Annotated in this window: 11 protein-coding genes; all 11 read left to right on the forward strand. The window is 45.5% G+C overall.

Features of this window, described 5'->3' with window-relative positions:
• Positions 1–21: 21 nt before the first annotated feature.
• The 11 genes from FHS57_RS21110 (at position 22) to FHS57_RS21160 (ending at position 17,573) form a co-directional block, all read left to right on the forward strand.
• Positions 22–2,433: an ABC transporter permease gene (locus tag FHS57_RS21110; RefSeq protein ID WP_183977172.1), complete on the forward strand. Its 2,412-nt coding sequence runs from the start codon at positions 22–24 to the stop codon at positions 2,431–2,433.
• A 66-nt stretch (positions 2,434–2,499) separates the two neighbouring features.
• A complete protein-coding gene (locus tag FHS57_RS21115; protein ID WP_183977174.1) occupies positions 2,500–4,917 on the forward strand; it encodes an ABC transporter permease in 2,418 nt (805 codons plus the stop codon).
• A 2-nt stretch (positions 4,918–4,919) separates the two neighbouring features.
• Positions 4,920–7,340: an FtsX-like permease family protein gene (locus tag FHS57_RS21120; protein ID WP_183977176.1), complete on the forward strand. Its 2,421-nt coding sequence runs from the start codon at positions 4,920–4,922 to the stop codon at positions 7,338–7,340.
• Positions 7,341–7,484: 144 nt separating this feature from the next.
• Complete coding sequence (locus tag FHS57_RS21125; RefSeq protein ID WP_183977178.1) at positions 7,485–9,893, forward strand: ABC transporter permease; 2,409 nt, start codon at positions 7,485–7,487, stop codon at positions 9,891–9,893.
• A 114-nt stretch (positions 9,894–10,007) separates the two neighbouring features.
• A complete protein-coding gene (locus FHS57_RS21130; protein ID WP_183977180.1) occupies positions 10,008–10,418 on the forward strand; it encodes a hypothetical protein in 411 nt (136 codons plus the stop codon).
• Positions 10,419–10,439: 21 nt separating this feature from the next.
• Positions 10,440–10,892: a hypothetical protein gene (locus FHS57_RS21135; protein WP_183977182.1), complete on the forward strand. Its 453-nt coding sequence runs from the start codon at positions 10,440–10,442 to the stop codon at positions 10,890–10,892.
• A 102-nt stretch (positions 10,893–10,994) separates the two neighbouring features.
• Positions 10,995–11,621 (forward strand): FISUMP domain-containing protein, encoded by a 627-nt coding sequence (locus FHS57_RS21140; RefSeq protein ID WP_183977184.1) that lies wholly within the window; start codon positions 10,995–10,997, stop codon positions 11,619–11,621.
• Positions 11,622–11,741: 120 nt separating this feature from the next.
• A complete protein-coding gene (locus FHS57_RS21145; RefSeq protein WP_183977185.1) occupies positions 11,742–12,848 on the forward strand; it encodes a ligand-binding sensor domain-containing protein in 1,107 nt (368 codons plus the stop codon).
• A gap of 201 nt (positions 12,849–13,049) precedes the next feature.
• A complete protein-coding gene (locus tag FHS57_RS21150) occupies positions 13,050–14,174 on the forward strand; it encodes a ligand-binding sensor domain-containing protein (protein WP_229601413.1) in 1,125 nt (374 codons plus the stop codon).
• Between the two features lie 47 nt (positions 14,175–14,221).
• Positions 14,222–15,136, forward strand: a complete 915-nt coding sequence (locus FHS57_RS21155; protein WP_183977187.1) for a winged helix-turn-helix domain-containing protein — start codon at positions 14,222–14,224, stop codon at positions 15,134–15,136.
• Positions 15,137–15,179: 43 nt separating this feature from the next.
• Entirely contained in the window at positions 15,180–17,573 is a 2,394-nt protein-coding gene (locus tag FHS57_RS21160) for an ABC transporter permease (RefSeq protein ID WP_183977190.1), read from the forward strand.
• Positions 17,574–17,616: the final 43 nt, after the last annotated feature.

Genomic DNA, 17,616 nt, shown 5'->3' on the forward strand with positions numbered 1-17,616 from the left:
CACCATAAAAATTATATCGTTATGATACGCAACTACCTCAAAATCGCATTTCGGAACCTTTGGCACAATCGCCTCTTCAGCTTTATCAACATTGCAGGTTTGGCCACAGGTTTGGCCGTCACGTTGTTGATTGTACTGTACGTAGCTCATGAGTACAGCTTTGACCGTTTTCACGAACACGCTGACCGCATTGTAAAAGTAGAGTTTAAGCATCAGGAAGGTGACCAAACATATACTGTCCCCTGGATGTCTTATCGCTTTGCGGAAGCTGTTCAGCAGGCTTCGCCTGAGGTTGAAAATTATGCCCGCATTAAAGTGGGTAGCTATTCCACTAAGCAAATCATGTCCGATGTACAGCATAAAAACTACGAATCGGGCTTTGGTTTTGCCGACAATCGTTTCTTTGAGGTATTTTCTTTTCCATTACTGAAAGGCGACCGTCGAACGGTGCTTTCTCGTCCGAATACGGTAGTGCTAACTGAACGGATGGCTAAAAAGTATTTTGGTAACGCCGACCCCATTGGAAAGACGATTACTTATGACAAAAAGCATCTTTTTGAAGTTGTCGGAGTTGTTGCAGACCCTCCACTCAATTCTTCTATTCAATTTAGCTTTTTAGCCAATATAGAAGCCCAACGTGCTATGGACCGCGCCATGTACAGTAGTTTCATGGATGAAAAACAAACGAATGAACAACTCGAATCGGTTGGAGCTACAGGTAGTTTTGATACTTATTTTTTGCTAAAAAATGCAAATGCCGCCGCCAACGTAGCGCGTAAAATCCCGTCGCTTTTGAGCGAAAAAGCAAAGATTAGAAGCAAATACGATAAGTATTATTTGTACGCGCTGCCCAATTATCACTTTGATACTTCCTATAAATCAGTTCAAAAGACCGTTAATACCTTCGGAATTATCGCGGTATTGATACTGAGCTTGGCGCTCATCAATTATGTGAGTCTCACTACTGCCCGCGCAACCATCCGCGCCAAAGAAGTTTCGGTCAGAAAAGTGGTGGGAGCGGCTCGCAAATCGCTCATTGTTCAGTTTTATCTGGAATCGACGCTGTATGTGACCTTAGCCTTTGGATTTGCGTTGGTCTTTTTTAGTTTATTAAAGCCTTTTTTTTACAACACATTACAACTTAAGATTGATACATCGTTTGTATCTACCCCCTACTTCTGGGTACCTGCCATTGGTTTCTACTTCGTGAGTATTTTATTTTCAGGCAGTTATCCAGCGCTTTTGCTGTCTAACTTTACACCTATCTCTATTTTAAAGGGTAAATTGGGGATGGGGAAAGGCACGGCGACATTAAGACAATCACTGACCGTTTTTCAGTTTACCATTTCCATTGCGCTTATTATCGGTTCTATTCTGATCAAAGAACAGTTGGATTTGTTTCTCAGGCAAAACGTAGGTTTGGAGCGCGAACGGGTTATAGGAATTCGTTTAGATGATGAAACGGGTATTGACAAACATTACTCATCACTCAGAGCTAATCTCGGCCAAATCAGTGGCGTAGAAGCCGTAACAGCCTCATCGTTGCCCATTTATGGTGGTTATATGAACGGTTTGAATCTTAAGACCCTACATTCCGCTAAAGTGGTCAGCGCTAATAGTTTTCCCGTCGATAAAGAATTCATCAAAACGATGCGTGTACAGTGGGCGATTGCACCCACCCAAAAGGATGCACTAAGTAGTAAGGGCAGTATTATCATCAATGAGACCGCCGCAAAAGAACTGGGTATAAATGTCAAAAACTACCAACAACCTATTGATATCGGCAGTGGAACGCCCAAAAATCTGGTGGGTGTTGTTAAAGATTTTCCGTTTACCTCTCTTCACCAGCAGATTCGTCCAATGGCGTTTTTTATTGGTAAAAACGATTTGTTTCACGAATACATCTACGTCAAACTGGCAAAAAATGCCAATGTTCAGGAAAAACTCGCCGTTATGAAGCATGTGTATGATAGTTATAAAGTAGAAAGACCTTTTGATTACTATTTCCTAGACGAAGCTTATCAAAAACTCTATGACTATGAAATCAGCACGGGCAAAATCATTTTTGCTTTTACGGGTTTGGCCATTTTAATTGCCTGTCTGGGCTTGTTTGGATTAACGGCTTTTACGGCCGAACGCCGAACCAAAGAAATAGGCATTCGGAAAGTGCTCGGGGCAAGTGTCGCAAGCATTGTCGGGTTACTTTCGGGTGAGTTCCTGAAACTTGTCTTAATAGGCATTGTTCTTGCTTTCCCCATTGCTTATTATTTCCTTACTACTTGGCTTAAAGGCTTTGCCTACCACATTGAAATTACTTGGTGGTATTTTGCAATCGCGGCATTACTGAGCCTTTCCATCGCTCTGCTGACAATCAGCTACCAATCCATCAAAGCCGCCTTGATGGATCCTGTCAAATCATTGAAATCTGAATAATTCGACGTATTGGTAGAGACGTTGCATGCAACGTCTCTACGTCATCGCCATAACAATTATACCACCATGATACGCAATTACCTCAAAATCGCTTTTCGGAACCTTTGGCAAAACAAAGTGTATTCCTTTGTTAACCTCTCAGGACTTACCCTCGGACTGACGGTGGTGATGCTGATTATGCTGTACGTCAAAGATGATTTGTCCTTTGACCGTATGCACGCGAAAGGCCCGCAGATTTTTCGGTTGATACAAGACCGCAAAGACCTGCAAGGAAATCTGAGTAAAATGGGAAACACAGGGATGCCGCAAGGCCCCGCGTTTGTGCGCGAACTAGGTGATTTTGAAGCGTATTGCCGCTTTAAAAACGGCTGGAATACCCTCGTGAAGAAAGGTAATGAAGGGATTAAAGAGAATTTGATGTACGCCGACAACTCGGCGTTGACCATGTTTTCGTTTGAGGTAGTGGCAGGAGACGCCCGCACAGCCCTCAAGGATTTAAAAAACGTGGTGATTACCGACCGAATGGCCGAAAAGTATTTTGGAAGCCAAGACCCCGTGGGTAAACTAATGCAAATCGGGGATGAAGGGGCGGCTTTTAAGCCGTTTGTGGTGGCGGCCGTCGTCAAACACCCACCCGCCAACTCGTCGATTCAGTTTGATATGTTGATGTCTATCGACCACCTCATTTCACCTGACCCTCAGCAGCGCGCCAACGACGAAAATTGGTTTAATGCAAGTTTGAACACGTTTTTGTTGGTCAATCCCAAAGCAAACGTGGCACGGTTGGACAAAAAAATGGAGTCCGTGACGGCCAAATATACCTCTGATTTTCTGACCGAAGTGCGTAAAAAGAACAATGAGGGCAAAACCTACGAAATGAAGTTTAAGCTGCAACCTTTGTACGAAATGCACTTAAACCCTGAGTATTATGCTTCCAATGGCTTGGAATACTGGTCAAATGAGCGTTATCCGAAGATTTTATCGGGGCTGGCGTTGTTGGTTTTGGTCATTGCCTGTATCAATTTTGTAAACCTTACGTTGGCTCGCTCGCTCAAACGCGCCAAAGAAATTGGCATCCGAAAGGCAACGGGAGGCACGCGTCAGCACATTTTAGCGCAGTTCTTGGGAGAATCGTTTTTGCTGACGGCTTTGGCGTTTGTTCCGTCGTGGCTGTTGGCCTACCTGTTGCTGCCTACGTTCAGCGAATTGACCGACAAACACCTCGAAAGCACGTACCTTTTTCAGCCGACTACTTTGTTGCTTTTTGGCGCATTGTTGTTTTTAGTGGCGCTTTTAGCTGGGTTTTACCCTGCGTTGGTGCTGTCAGGTTTTCGTCCTATCGAAACGTTGCGTGGTCCGTTTAAACTAACAGGCCGACAAACGTTCGGGAAAGCATTGGTCGTGTTTCAGTTTGTGTTGGCAGGGGTGTTGATTATCGGGACGGTTATTGCGACTCGTCAGTTTAATTACATCGCTCAGGCCGAGCTTGGTTATAAAACCGACAACATTCTTCGCTTTTGGTTGCCTTGGGATCAAATAGAAAAAGTAGCCGCTCCACTCAAAAATGAGTTGGCGCAATTGCCGTACGTCGAAAAAGTTTCCAGCAAATCAGGGGATTGGAACAGCACCATTTACCAAATCAATGGCAAAAGCACCGACTATACTTACTACGAGTACATCGACGAAAATCATTTGCAATTGATGGGAATTCCGTTGGTGCAAGGGCGGTATTTTTCGCCAAAATATGCGTTGGATACGGTTTCAAATATCATCGTCAACGAAGCTTTTGTACGGGAATTTGTCCCCAAAGGCCAAAATCCATTTACCCTTTCTATTCGCCAACAGGACAAAGCATTGAACATCGTCGGGATTGTGAAAGACTTTCACTATGCTTCGTTTAAGGAGAAAATAAAACCCATCGTGTGGGCACGCGATACCCCTCGGCAAGCGGGTTGTGTTCACGTTCAAATTACTGCCAACCACCAAAAAGAAGCATTGGCGCAGATTAAGAAAGTGTATAAAAAGTACGTTCCCTACCTTCCTTTGGAATATTATTTCTTGGAAGATTTTCGGATGGAACGCTACGCCGACGACTTGCGCTGGAAGCAAATTTTGACCTATACGTCGCTGGTGGCTATTTTGATTGCCTGCTTGGGATTGTTTGGCTTGGCCACTTTCGTAACCGAACAACGTACCAAAGAAATCGGCATTCGGAAAGTGCTGGGGGCAGGCGTAACGAGCATTGTGGCGCTTTTGTCAAAAGACTTCCTGAAACTGGTGCTTATCGGCATTCTCATTGCTTGTCCCGTAGCCTACTACTTTGGGAATCAATGGCTCCAAGACTTTGCGTACCGCGTCGAGATAAATGCCTGGGTGTTTGTGTTTGCGGGCGTCATAGCGATGGTGGTTGCCCTCGGAACCGTTGCGTACCAAGCCCTTAAAACGGCGTTGACCAATCCTGCCAATACCTTGAAAACGGAATAATCATGCTACTACACTACATCAAAATTTTGCTTCGGAAGCAACCGATTTTTACCGCCATCAATTTCGTGGGACTTGTGTTGGGTATGGCGGCGAGTTTGTTGTTGTTTCGGTACGTGCGTTACGAACAAACGTACGATTTACAAAGCCCCCACGCGGGGTCGATTTGGCGGGTGTATAATCAAACCCTCAACGGAAAAACGGTCGTTAACCAAGATGCCAACACGCACAGCGCCGTAGGGCCTACCCTCAAAGCAACCGTGCCAAGTGTGATTGATTACGCCCGTTTGTACTGTGGCAATACGCCCGAAGCTACGGTTGTAGTCGGCAATCAGCCTTTTGATATTCGTCGTTATTACGCCACCGACCAAGGGTTTCTGCGCATGTTTCCCCAAAAAATCGTGGAAGGAAACGCCCAAAACTGCTTGACGGCACCTCATACGGTCATTTTGACCAGCACAACGGCAAAGCGCTTGTTTGGGAACGAACACGCAGTGGGCAAGGGGCTGCGTCTCAAAGATGGTCGCCTAGCAGGAACTTACACCGTGACGGCAGTGGTGGCAGACCCTCCCAAAAATACCCACCTAAAGTTTGACATGTTGGTGTCGTACGCTTCACGGTATGCGCGGGGGCACGAAGACAACTTTGAGTCGTACTGGGACTATAATTATTTCCAATTAGCGCCCAATGCTTCGACCGACGGAGTGACCAGAAAATTAGCCGAAATCAACCAGACGTTCCTCAAAAAAGAAGGAATTCAGCTCGTGATTCAGCCCTTTAAAGATATTCACCTCCATTCCAATCTTACCTACGAACTCGAACCCAACGGTAGTGCGCGTACCGTGCAGTTTTTGGGTATCATTGCTTTGGTGATATTGGTGATTGCTTTTGTGAATTACATCAACTTAACAACGGCCCTTGCCAACGAACGCGGTAAAGAAGTAGGCGTACGAAAAGTGCTAGGCGCAAGCCGTGGTACGCTCACCCAACAGTTTTTGTGGGAAAGTTTTGTCATAAGCAGCATTGCCTTCGGGGCAGCAGTGGTGGGCGTACAGCTTTCACTTGACTGGTTTGGGGGCATCGTTGGCCGCGACTTATCGGTGAGCAACACCATAGATGGGGTGTATTGGGGCGTAAGTATTGGGTTTATTGTCTTGATATGGTTTGTGGCGGGGCTATATCCTGCCTTGCAGCTTTCGGGTTTTCGACCCGTGGAAGTGTTGCGGGGGCGATTTGTGGCGGGTAACACCGAAACGCTTCGCAAAAGCTTGGTGGTGGTTCAGTTTGCTTGCTCGGCGGGGCTGATTTTTGGGGTATTGGTGATTGAAAAACAATTACATTTCCTAAATAACCATGAACTTGGCGTACAACTCGACCAGTTGGTGTCGGTCAAAGTACCTGCGTCTGAAGACACCAGAGACAGTACGATTTTTAGAAAACTAGCGCTTTTCAAGTCGGAATGTGCAAAGATTGCGGGGATTGAAGGTGCGTCTTCGTCCAACATCGTTCCAGGGTTGGGTATCAATACCATCGCGGGAAGCAACCGCCCGCTTCATTGGGTGAAGCAACCTGATTTTGCCAAAATCACTTCCTATTTTGTGGAAACCGACCAAGACTTTTTTGCTTTGTTTGGGGTTCAATTGTTGGCAGGAAAACACCAGTTTTTCCCTGACCGCGTAGCGCGATTTAACACCATTACCATCAACGAAACCATGCGAAAGGCGCTCGGTTTCCCGTCGCCCGAAGCGGCCATTGGTCAGCAAATTGCTTACGAAAATAGCGAAAATAATGCCTCCATGACGGTAGGAGCGGTGGTCGAAGATTTTCACATCGAATCGCTCAAAAGTGCGCCTAAGCCTACTTTTTATTACTGTTTTGCGCCGCAAGAATTGGGGTATTTGACCTTAAAAATGAATGCCCGCCAATTGGAAGCGTCGCTTGGAAGTATGCAGTTTGCTTGGAAAAAAATCTACCCCGAAGAGCCGTTTCGTTACTGGTTTTTGGACGAAAACTTTGCCCAGCAATACCAAAATGAGCGCCAATTTAATCGAGTGTTTGGCATTTTTGCCGTGTTTGCCATTGCGATTTCGTGCTTGGGTATTTTGGGGCTGACGGCTTACAATGTACAGCGCCGCCGCAAAGAAATTGGCATTCGTAAAGTGTTGGGCGCGTCGGTGCTTAGCATTACGGTGATGCTCTCGACCAATTTCCTCAAGCTGATTGCTTTTGCAGTCCTGTTGGCCACGCCCGTTGCGTATTATCTGATGCGTCAGTGGTTGCAAGAGTTTGCCTACCAGACCGAAATCAGCTGGTGGGTCGTAACTGCTACGGCGGTTGGGGTGTTGGCGGTGGCGTTGCTGACGGTCAGCGTTCAGTCGGTTAAAGCGGCCTTGATGAATCCCGTAAAATCGTTGAAATCAGAATGATTTCTTTTTTAGACTTACCAAGTTTAGCCAGTGCGATTGTAATCAAACTTGGTAAGTCTTGTTGTTCAAACAATTAAGGTTTTTTAACAGACCGTCAATGCGTTTTGTACGTACCTTGCTGCGCCATTTTAAACGTACAAAACCATGCTTCAGAATTACTTCAAAATCGGCTGGCGCAGCCTGAAAAAGAACAAGTTATACGCTATCATCAACGTCTTTGGACTTTCAGTAGGCATTACCTTTACGATGCTCATGGGAAGCTACGTTTGGGGAGAATGGCGGGTAAACGCCGAGCTAAAAGACCTCGACCGCCAATACATCCTCAAGTCGAAATGGAAACAGCCCAACATGGGCATCGAAATCACGACCATTGCGCCGCTGGCCAAAGCGTTGAAAGAAAATTTTCCTTCGTTGGTAGAAGATTACTATCATTTTGACGCCGTGACGTCGGTGGTATCGAAAGGAGATAAAAATTTCCGAGAAGACCTGCAACTAGGCGATTCTACCCTTTTGTCGATGTATGGATTCCCGTTGTTGGAAGGCGACCCGAAAACAGCCCTGAGTCAACCCAATTCGGTGGTTATTTCGCAAAAAACGGCGCTGAAATATTTTGGAAAAACCAACGTCGTGGGGCAAACACTTCAAATTGAGTCATTTTCGGGCGAGCGCCGCGATTTCATGGTGTCGGGGGTTTTGGCCACTATCCCCTACAATTCCGTGACGCAATTTGTGTCGAGCGAAATCCCCCTCTTACTTCCGCTGAAGAGTTTGGCATTCTTTGGCCGCGACGGAGCCATGACCTCTTGGGACAACGTGTATGTGGTCAATTACCTAAAACTCCGAACAGGGGCAAGCCTTCCCGCGTTGAAACGAGCCATTGCACAGCAGATAGCCACCCATTCGTCCAAAGTCATTCAAGAAAACATCGAAGTGATTCCTACGCCCCTTTCCACACTTTACCGCGAAGAAAACAACGGCTTGGTCAACAAAACAATCGCCACACTGAGCTTGGTTGCGTTTTTTATTTTGCTCATGGCCGTGGTCAATTTCGTCAATCTCTCGATGGGTGGTTCGGCGGCACGTCTCAAAGAAATTGGCGTTCGGAAGTCGCTTGGAAGTACCAAAACCCAATTAATGCGGCAGTTTTTGGCCGAATCAACCATTTTGGCCTTGTTCAGCACGGTTGTTTCGTGGGGGTTGTACGAGCTTTTACGACCATCGTTTAGTGAATTTTTGGGGAAAGACCTCCTTCCTTTTACGAGCGCCCCATTGGCTTTTTTGTCGGTGGGCATCGGTTTGGGAATGCTTGTGGGTGGCTTGGCGGGCGCATACCCTGCGTTTGTGCTTTCTTCGTTGCCTTCGGTGGAGTCCATCAAAGGCAAGCTCAAAAACGTGAAAGAAAACCGCCTTTTTAAATATTCGCTCATGGTGGGACAGTTTTCGGTGGCGTTGTTTGTGTTTGGGGCGGCAGTTATTATCACAAATCAGGTCAATTATTTTTTTGAAAAAGAACTGGGATACTCCAAAGAGGCGATTGTGTGGGCGTCTGTCCCGCGCGACTGGTCGGCGAAAGGGGTGGCCAAAATGGAAACCATTCGCAATGAAATGGCGCGTTTGCCGGAGGTGAGCGAGGTATCGTTGTCGTACGAAATCCCCGACGGACGTACAGGTTTTCAGTCGGGGGTTTTTAAGCTGGGGCAAGATTCTACCCAAGCGACGTTTATGCCTGTGTTGCAAACCGACGAACATTATGCCAAAACCTACCAGATTCCGATGGCGAGCGGGATTTATTTTGGACAAAATCCAGCGGTGGGTACTCAAGTACCGCTCGTCATCAACCAATCGGCGGCTAAAAAACTCGGCTTCACGCCCGAAAGCGCCCTTGGTCAGCAAGTGCGTTTGGTGGGTTTTGGACAACTTTTCCACATCGTGGGCGTCACCAAAGATTTTCATTTTCAATCCATGCGCGACCAAGTGGGGGCTTTGGCTTTTGTTCACCTCAAAACCCTGAATAACTATCGCTACTTTTCGTTCAAATTGCGCCCTGCTACCGTGGCAGCGGGTGTGGCGGCGGTAGAACACAAATGGCGAGAATTACTCCCAGGCGCTCCTTTTGAGTATAAGTTTTTGGACGACATGCTTCAAAAGCTCTACCAAACCGAAATTCGCCTCAAAAAAGCCGCGCACACAGCTACGTTGTTGGCCATCATCATTGTATTGTTAGGAGTCATCGGCATGGTGTCGCTCAGTGTGACGCGTCGTACCAAAGAACTCGGAATTCGTAAGGTCTTGGGCGCTTCACCTGCGAGTTTGGTGGGCTTGTTTTTGAAGGAGTTTTTGGTGGTAGCGGCCTTGGCAACGGTAGTCGCGTTTCCGTTGGTGTTTGTGAGTATGAAAAATTGGCTTCAAAGCTACGCCTATCGGGTCGAAATGAGCTGGACATCGTTTGCGTTTGTGGCAGGTAGTTTCGGAATTGTTATTATTCTTCTGGTAAGTGTGCAAACCATAAAAGCTTCATTATCAAACCCTACGCATTCGATAAAAGTCGAATAACAAACTTTTACATTTCGTTTACATTCTTTTACGGGAAAAATTTAGAAGATTTTGTGGGTGAAAATACCTTTGTCAACATCAAGGGAGTAAACACCTATAAACAACCTAAAGAGAATGAAAACACTGAAACGAATGTGGTGCGTGGCGGGCTTCGTAGGCGCATCATTGATAGGGCAAGCGCAGACCAAATTTTCAAATTGTTCGGCGGTTTTTATAGACAACAGGGTGGTGGTCGATGACTATTCTCCCACGGGAAAGTGTTCGCTGACGCAAGACGCGCAGGGGACGCTTTCGGTGGCTGAAGCGACCTACGAAAACAACCAATGGCGCCAAACAGCAGCGATTGACTTCATGGTGGCAATTCGGGACAAAAACAGCAAAACGTTGACGATGTTCTCGAAGGAGGTGTACCAAAAAGTGGACATCAAAAACGTGCTTTCAAAGTGCAACAAAGGAGACGCAATCGTGCTATTGACGTTAAAAGACTCCTACGCACTCCCTCACAACGAAATCGTAATTCACTAACTATTAAATCTCTTCACAATCATGAAAACACTATCATTTATTGGACTTGCTGCCCTCGGTATGCTTGTTTTCGTAGCGGCAACTACCGTTGTTCCAACCGCTAATTCGACCAACGACGCTAAAATGGCCGTGGCTTTGCTCTTAGACGGCCAACCACTGAACCAAACGGAGCTATCGACCGTGAGCAGTGGTGTTTTGACCGTAAATTCGTTAGAGTCAGAGTCAAAAATGCCTTTCCGTATTTACCTAAAACGCGGTGACCAAAAAGTGAGTTTTGGAGGGCAAACCAACGGGAAAGAGCAATACGAAGCTGAAATTGGTTTTTTGGTGTCACGGGCACGTTTTGGCGACGCGTTGGTGGTAGAAACCGTAGGAAATGCGGCCGAAAACCAAAAGCCTAAAGTGGTATTTACCAAATACCTTTTCCCGCTTAATTTCAAGAAAGTGACGGCTGAAAATGGCGACGGCTGTTAGGCATTGAAGGGGTCAGACGGTAGTCAGACCCCAGAGTAGGATGCGTGGTCTGACTACCGTCTGACCACGTAGCTTCAATCCGAAGTATTAACAACACATTACATGATAAAACAGCACACCATTACGCTACTTGTTGTCTTGTTTTTTACTCAGGTAGGCATTGCCCAATCCACGGGCACTTTTACCGACTCACGCGATGGGCAAACGTATAAAACGTTCAGCTTTAAAAATGCCTCGACCGACACCACGGTTACTTGGATGGCCCAAAACCTGAACTACAAAGTACAGGAGAGCTACGCTTATGATGACAAAGAGAGCAATCGAAAAGAGCTCGGCTTGCTTTACACTTGGGAAGCCGCGAAAAAAGCCTGCCCCAGCGGTTGGCATTTGGCAACGGATAGGGAATGGTCTATGCTGGTGACTAAATTTGGTGGAATGGATAAGGCTGGCGAAGTCTTGAAAAGCGTCAGTGGCTGGGCAGAAGACGGCAACGGTACTAACAGCAGCGGGTTTAACGGTCATCCAGCAGGTATTCGCAGAAATAATCTTTATGAAGTGATGAGTGTTATGGGTTTCTGGTGGACGTCCACACCCTCGGGTCAGGAGGGTAAAGCCTGGGGATGGAACTTCAGCTATGGTGGCCCAGGGGAAAAACCACTTAAAACAAAAGCGTTCCGTTTCCCTGCCTCTGTTTCTTACGCAGAATCTGTTCGTTGTGTTCGGGATTGATTTATCCAGTGAATGCAGCGGGTCAGAAATAATATGAATCGTTGAGTTTAAAATCATTTGTCAATTATCATTAATCAATATCATTATCTATTGTGCGTCATACTAAAAGACACCTTTACAATGAAAGTAAAATCAGATAGACAAAACCTGTTTGGTCTTGGCTGGACAGTTTTGATTATAGTAATCAACTCTTGCAATAGTCAAAGTCAATCAACTAAGGAAAATCAGATTGTTCATTCTCAAATTGACACCACACGGTTGAAATACACCAAAGGAGTTCGTTCAATTTTGGAGGATAGTAAAGGAAATACTTGGTTTGGCAGTCACAACGAAGGTGTGTGTATGCTTCAGAATGGTCGGTTGCACTATTTTACAACCCAAAACGGATTGAGTGACAACCAGGTGAGAAGCATTTATGAAGATAAAAATGGTATTATCTGGTTTGAATGTGGAATTGGGTTAAGTAGATACGATGGTGAAAAAATGACTGTTTACAATGAAAGAAAGTATGATTCAAAAAACGGGTGGAAATTAACGGAGAGTGACCTTTGGTTTAAAGGGGATGAAACTGCGGGTTACAAAAAACTTGAAGGTGGACCGGGCGTGTATCAATATGATGGAAAAAACCTCTATTACCGCACCTTCCCCATAAAATCAAAATTAGGAGAGGAAAACGCCTATTCAATTTCAACACCTTTTGTCAGAAGTAAAAATGGAACGGTTTGGTTTGGAACTTATAATGCCTTGGTTGGGCATGATGGTAAGCAATTTAAAATATATACCGATGACTCATTAGGATTGAATGGCCCCCCAACCGAATCTCTGCATATTCGGTGCATAATGGAAGACAGCAAAGGTAATTTATGGATTGGAAACAATAGCGGTGGCAGTCCAATTGGGGGCATCGGGGTATTAAAATATGATGGCAAAAAATTCATCCATTTTACCAAACAACACCAATTAAGAAAAGAAGATACCAAAGGTAATTCCCTGGACAGAGTTTTTTCGATAGGTGAGGACAGTTTGGGTAACATTTGGTTTGGAACAGTAGCGTCAGGTGTGTGGCGGTATGACGGGCATACCATGAAGAATTTCACCCAAAAAGATGGTCTGGATGGTGACTTTACTTGGGTTATTTACAAAAGCAAAGCGGGTGAATTGTGGTTTGGCGGAGGCCCCAATGGGGTGTATCGTTTCAATGGAAAGTCTTTTGAACGAAGATATTAACTAAGCCAACAAGCTATATTGCTAGGCAGCTTTCTTTAACTATTACCCGCTGATTTACGCCGATTGAAAGTCGCAGAAGTCGCTGATTAATGACCATATAAAGCCCTTTTTCAGCGAGAATCAGCGTTTGTAATTCTGCGGCTTTCTGCGGGGAAAAAATAAAATTAGAAAAAAATAGCGCCCCTTTTAACATCTCAAAAAATGATGAAATACTTGCCTATTTATGCATTGGTTTCTGTGGTTATTTTTTGTACATCTTGCAGCGGACAAGAAAAAACAAATACACAAAAAGGCTTAAATACGCCCAAACCAAGTCCCAAAGTCATAAAAAACTTTAAGTCCGTGGGGTTGGCGCCCGATTTTGACACGACTTTGGTCAGCCAATACATCCGAAGTATTTTTCAGGATTCAAAAGGGAATCTATGGTTTGGTACTATAGGGGATGGCGTCGTGAGGTACGATCAAAAAACCTTGACCTACTTTTCCAATCCCGACGGATTTTATAACCAAACCGTTTATGCCATCAATGAAGATAAAGACGGAAATATGTGGTTTGGCACCGACCAAGGGGTGTATAAGTACGATCCCAGACGGGCAGTCGGAAAAACGTTTAAGAATTACAACCAAAAAGATGGCCTAAACCACGTTGACATTACCCGAAAAGGCATTCTTGTTGATAAATCGGGCATGGTTTGGGTTGGTACGCACGGCGGCGTTTACCGCTATGATCCTGTGGCCGATAGCGAGGGACGAAAAAGTTTTTCATTGTTCAAAGAACTTGCTACTGTAAACGTTGCTGGCGTCATGGAGGACAAAGACGGTAACATCTGGTTTGCGTCTTCTAATCAGGGGGTCTTTCGTTATGACCCTGAGCAGAAAGGTGATAATGCCATTACTCATGTGGCCGAAAAAGAGCAATTGGGTGAGAACTACGCGGGAGGAATTGCCCAAGACAAAGCGGGTAATATGTGGTTTACCATGAAAAACGGTATTTGTAAGTACGATCCCAAACAGGAAGTGGGGAAAAGATTTACCGAATACACGTCCAAAGACGGCCTAGGCGGAACGGAGTTTTGGGGAATCATCATTGAGCAATCAGGTATCATTTGGGTTACCGCCCGAGGCAGTACGACGCGCTTTGACCCTTCTGTTTCCTTGCCGAATCCTAAAGCATTTACCGTGTTTACAGTAGCAGACGGATTCACTTGCTGTGTTCAAAGTATGTATCAGGATAAGTCAGGAAATATGTGGTGGGGTACGGGACAAGGGCTCTATCGCTTTGATGGCAAGCGCTTTTATCAAGTGAAAAAGAACGGCCCTTGGTAGGGCGTTACTGATTGTAAGCTATTTCTACTAAATTTGATACAGAACTTATGGAAATCATGACGGGGAAATTGGCAATTGGGGCTTCATTGTTGGTCATCAGCTTGCTGTTTGGGCGGTTTGCTTGGTTTACTTCTACTCCCGAGTCGAGCACTTCGCAACGGTTCGAGGAGAAAGTCAATCTGGCACTTCGTCGTACGGGCCACCGCCTGCTGTTAGCAAGCGGTGATTCTACGTCTCGCATTACTGCGGTCAAAAAAACGGCGGAGGGTACGTATGTATTACAACTCAGTAGAGCCTTCAATTACAGCCAGTTGCCGTCCTTGTTACAAGAATCTTTTGACCTTCATGGTATCAAAAATAACTACGATGTAGCGGTCATCGACTGTAAAACCAACGAACTGCAACTAGGGTATAACTTTTTAGATTATTCCAAAAGTAAAGAAGTGGCCTGTATCGGACGTGAACAGCTCTTGGGGTGTAATAACGTAAAAGTAACCTTTGCATCTTCTACCAATCCTTCTAGCTCAACGAATCCCGTCTGGTGGACGTTGGGGCTGGGCTTAGTTTTGGTCGGCGTTTCGTACAGCGTATGGTCGCGAAAAAAAACAAGCACTGTGCCAGCCATTGAAACACCTCACGAACAGCCCATCGAAAAACCCACGCGGCTGACGTTCGGAGCGTCGAGCATGGATGTAGAAAATCAACTGCTTTATATTGCCAACACGCACCATAACCTGACCTATCGCGAGGCAAAATTGCTCCACTTGTTTGTGAAAAATAAGAACCAACTCCTTGAACGAGAGTTTATTCTAAAATCGGTGTGGGAAGACGAGGGCATTATTGTGGGGCGCAGTATTGATGTTTTTGTTTCGCGCCTACGAAAATTACTCCAGGAGGATACTTCCCTAAAAATTGTGGCCGTTCACGGTGTTGGCTATCGCTTGGAAGTGACTGTTTCCTAAAATACACGGATAACCGTCAATAAATAACTGTTCTCTTTTTCCCATGCTATGTAATTATTTCAAAATCGCGCTGCGCCACCTTTGGCACAATCGGCTGTATTCGGCCATCAATACCATTGGTTTGGCGTTTGGACTTGGCTGTGTGTTGTTGGCGATTTTATACATCCGAGACGAACATAGCTTTGATAATTTTCATCAAAAAAGCCCTCATTTATACCGAATTACGACAACAGCTATTCAGAACAAAGGCGAAGACCCACACACCTCGGGAGGAACGGGGCAAGTACAAGGCCCAGCTTTCAAAGCGGCCGTGCCCGAAGTCGAGGATTATGTCAGAATCATGGGAGGGGCTATTTTTGGTGATATTCGCACCAACCGCAAAGCCCTGAAACTACAGTTGCTGTTTGCGGACAGTCATTTTTTTGATGTTTTTAGCTTTAAACTCCTTCACGGAAACCCAAAAACGGTGTTAAACGATGTGGGTTCGGTGGTGATTACTGAAAAAACAGCGCTGAAATTTTTTAACTCTACCAACGTCGTTGGCCAACTATTACACATGGAAGCCGACCCTTCGGCCGACCGTTTGGGGAAACCGTTGGTGATTTCGGGTGTGGTGGAAAATCCTCCCAAAAATTCGTCCATTCAGTTTGACGTACTGCATCCGTTCAGCTTCATGGAACTGAGTTTTACGGATACCGCTTGGCTGAATGCCTACCTCGGTACGTTTGTGGTGCTGAATCCCAAAGCCGACAAATCGTTGGTTTGTAAGAAATTCAACCAAGTTCACGCCCGACTCGCCAAAGAACAAATAAAAGAAAACGGCCACGACCCCCAAGTTACCTATGGTCTTCAACCCATTACCGACCTTCATTTATACCCACTCCAAACGGGCGGGGAAGGCGGCGCCATCAATTATAGCAACCCGCTGTATTCCTATATTTTTTTGGGGATAGCTCTGTTTATGCTGTTGATGGCAAGTATCAATTTTGTCAATATCAGCATTGCAAGTTCGCTCAAACGGGCCAAAGAAGTGGGGATTCGCAAGGTAACGGGCAGTCGCCAAGGGCAAATTATTGTTCAATTTTTAGCCGAATCGGCCTTGCTGTGTGTGGCGGCGTTTTTTCTGGCTTTTGTGCTTGTATTGTTGTTGCTGCCTGTGTTTAATCAGTTGGCCAATAAAGAAATTCTTCTCTCCGAAGTTTTTGAATGGAAGCTCTTCTTTGCTTTTGGCGGGCTGTTGCTGGGCAATGTTTTGTTGTCGGGTTTGTACCCTGCTTTTGTTCTTTCCAAGTTCAACCCTACCGAAGTTTTATACCATAAGCAAAAATTATCAGGAAGTGGTTTTTTCGGAAAAAGCTTGGTGGTTCTTCAGTTTTCGTTGGCGGCTATTTTGCTCATTGCTTCCATCGTTTTTTACCAACAAATGAACTTTGTGCGCACCAAGGATTTGGGGTATAATCCGTACCAAGTCATTCGGACGTACATCAGTGGCAACCGCGAAACCAAACCCTTGGCGGAGTTTATCAGAAACGAAGTAGCCAAAGAGTCATCCATTGTGCAAATTTCGTTTGGGGACGAACGGGGTTCCAATTTCAAAACCAAAGCGAATCAACGCACGGTGAAAAGCACTTACCAAAACATTGATTCCAATTACTTGGCGGTGTTGGGGGTTCGTTTAAAAGAGGGGAGAGCTATTTTAAATGCGAACAAAGTAGAAGTGATTGTGAATGAGACGTTTGTGAGGGAGGCGGGTTTGACAAACCCTATTGGCGCTTTGGTGACTACGGAAGACTTTTTTCTGAAAACACCCGCGCTAATCGTGGGGGTAGTGAAAGATTTTCATTTTGGTTCATTGCGCGAACGAATCCCACCTTTAGTAATGGCTACCAACGACATGTATAATGGCGGTATTTGGCTTAAAATTGACAAAAATCACCAGCAAGAAGCCCTCACCGCCTTTGAACGGATTTACCGAAAAGCCCTACCTAACGCCGTTTATGCCTATAATTTTATGGATGAACTCAACAACCGCGATTATCTTCAGGAACAACGTTGGCAAAAAATCATTGGCTTCGCTACCTTGCTTTCAATCGTCCTTTGCGGCATGGGCTTGTTTGGATTGACGCACTTAGCCATTCAGCAACGTACCAAAGAGATAGGAATTCGTAAAGTAGTGGGCGCTTCGGTACCGAGCATAGTGTTCTTATTTTCCAATTCTTTTTTAAAGTTGGTCTTAATATCTGTGGTGGTAGCTTCGCCGATTGCTTATTATTTTATGGAGCAATGGTTGCAGGATTTTGCCTACCGAATACAGGTTTCGTGGCGTATTTTTGGTTACACGGCCTTGGTTATGCTCTTCATTTCTTTGCTCACCATCAGCTACCAATCCATCAAAGCGGCGCTGAGAAATCCCGTAGATTCGCTGCGGTCAGAGTAATACAGCGCCTTTGGCCGCAACAACCCACTTTATAAAGTCATAA

The sequence above is a fragment of the Runella defluvii genome (assembly GCF_014195535.1).
GTDB lineage: Bacteria > Bacteroidota > Bacteroidia > Cytophagales > Spirosomataceae > Runella > Runella defluvii.

What these genes read in the sequence shown, in the direction of transcription:
- FHS57_RS21110 (WP_183977172.1), top strand. Translation starts at nt 22, where the DNA reads ATGATACGCAACTACCTCAAAATCGCATTTCGGAACCTTTGGCACAAT.
- FHS57_RS21145 (WP_183977185.1), top strand. Translation starts at nt 11,742, where the DNA reads ATGAAAGTAAAATCAGATAGACAAAACCTGTTTGGTCTTGGCTGGACA.
- FHS57_RS21155 (WP_183977187.1), top strand. Translation starts at nt 14,222, where the DNA reads ATGGAAATCATGACGGGGAAATTGGCAATTGGGGCTTCATTGTTGGTC.
- FHS57_RS21135 (WP_183977182.1), top strand. Translation starts at nt 10,440, where the DNA reads ATGAAAACACTATCATTTATTGGACTTGCTGCCCTCGGTATGCTTGTT.
- FHS57_RS21130 (WP_183977180.1), top strand. Translation starts at nt 10,008, where the DNA reads ATGAAAACACTGAAACGAATGTGGTGCGTGGCGGGCTTCGTAGGCGCA.
- FHS57_RS21160 (WP_183977190.1), top strand. Translation starts at nt 15,180, where the DNA reads ATGCTATGTAATTATTTCAAAATCGCGCTGCGCCACCTTTGGCACAAT.
- FHS57_RS21115 (WP_183977174.1), top strand. Translation starts at nt 2,500, where the DNA reads ATGATACGCAATTACCTCAAAATCGCTTTTCGGAACCTTTGGCAAAAC.
- FHS57_RS21140 (WP_183977184.1), top strand. Translation starts at nt 10,995, where the DNA reads ATGATAAAACAGCACACCATTACGCTACTTGTTGTCTTGTTTTTTACT.
- FHS57_RS21125 (WP_183977178.1), top strand. Translation starts at nt 7,485, where the DNA reads ATGCTTCAGAATTACTTCAAAATCGGCTGGCGCAGCCTGAAAAAGAAC.
- FHS57_RS21120 (WP_183977176.1), top strand. Translation starts at nt 4,920, where the DNA reads ATGCTACTACACTACATCAAAATTTTGCTTCGGAAGCAACCGATTTTT.
- FHS57_RS21150 (WP_229601413.1), top strand. Translation starts at nt 13,050, where the DNA reads ATGATGAAATACTTGCCTATTTATGCATTGGTTTCTGTGGTTATTTTT.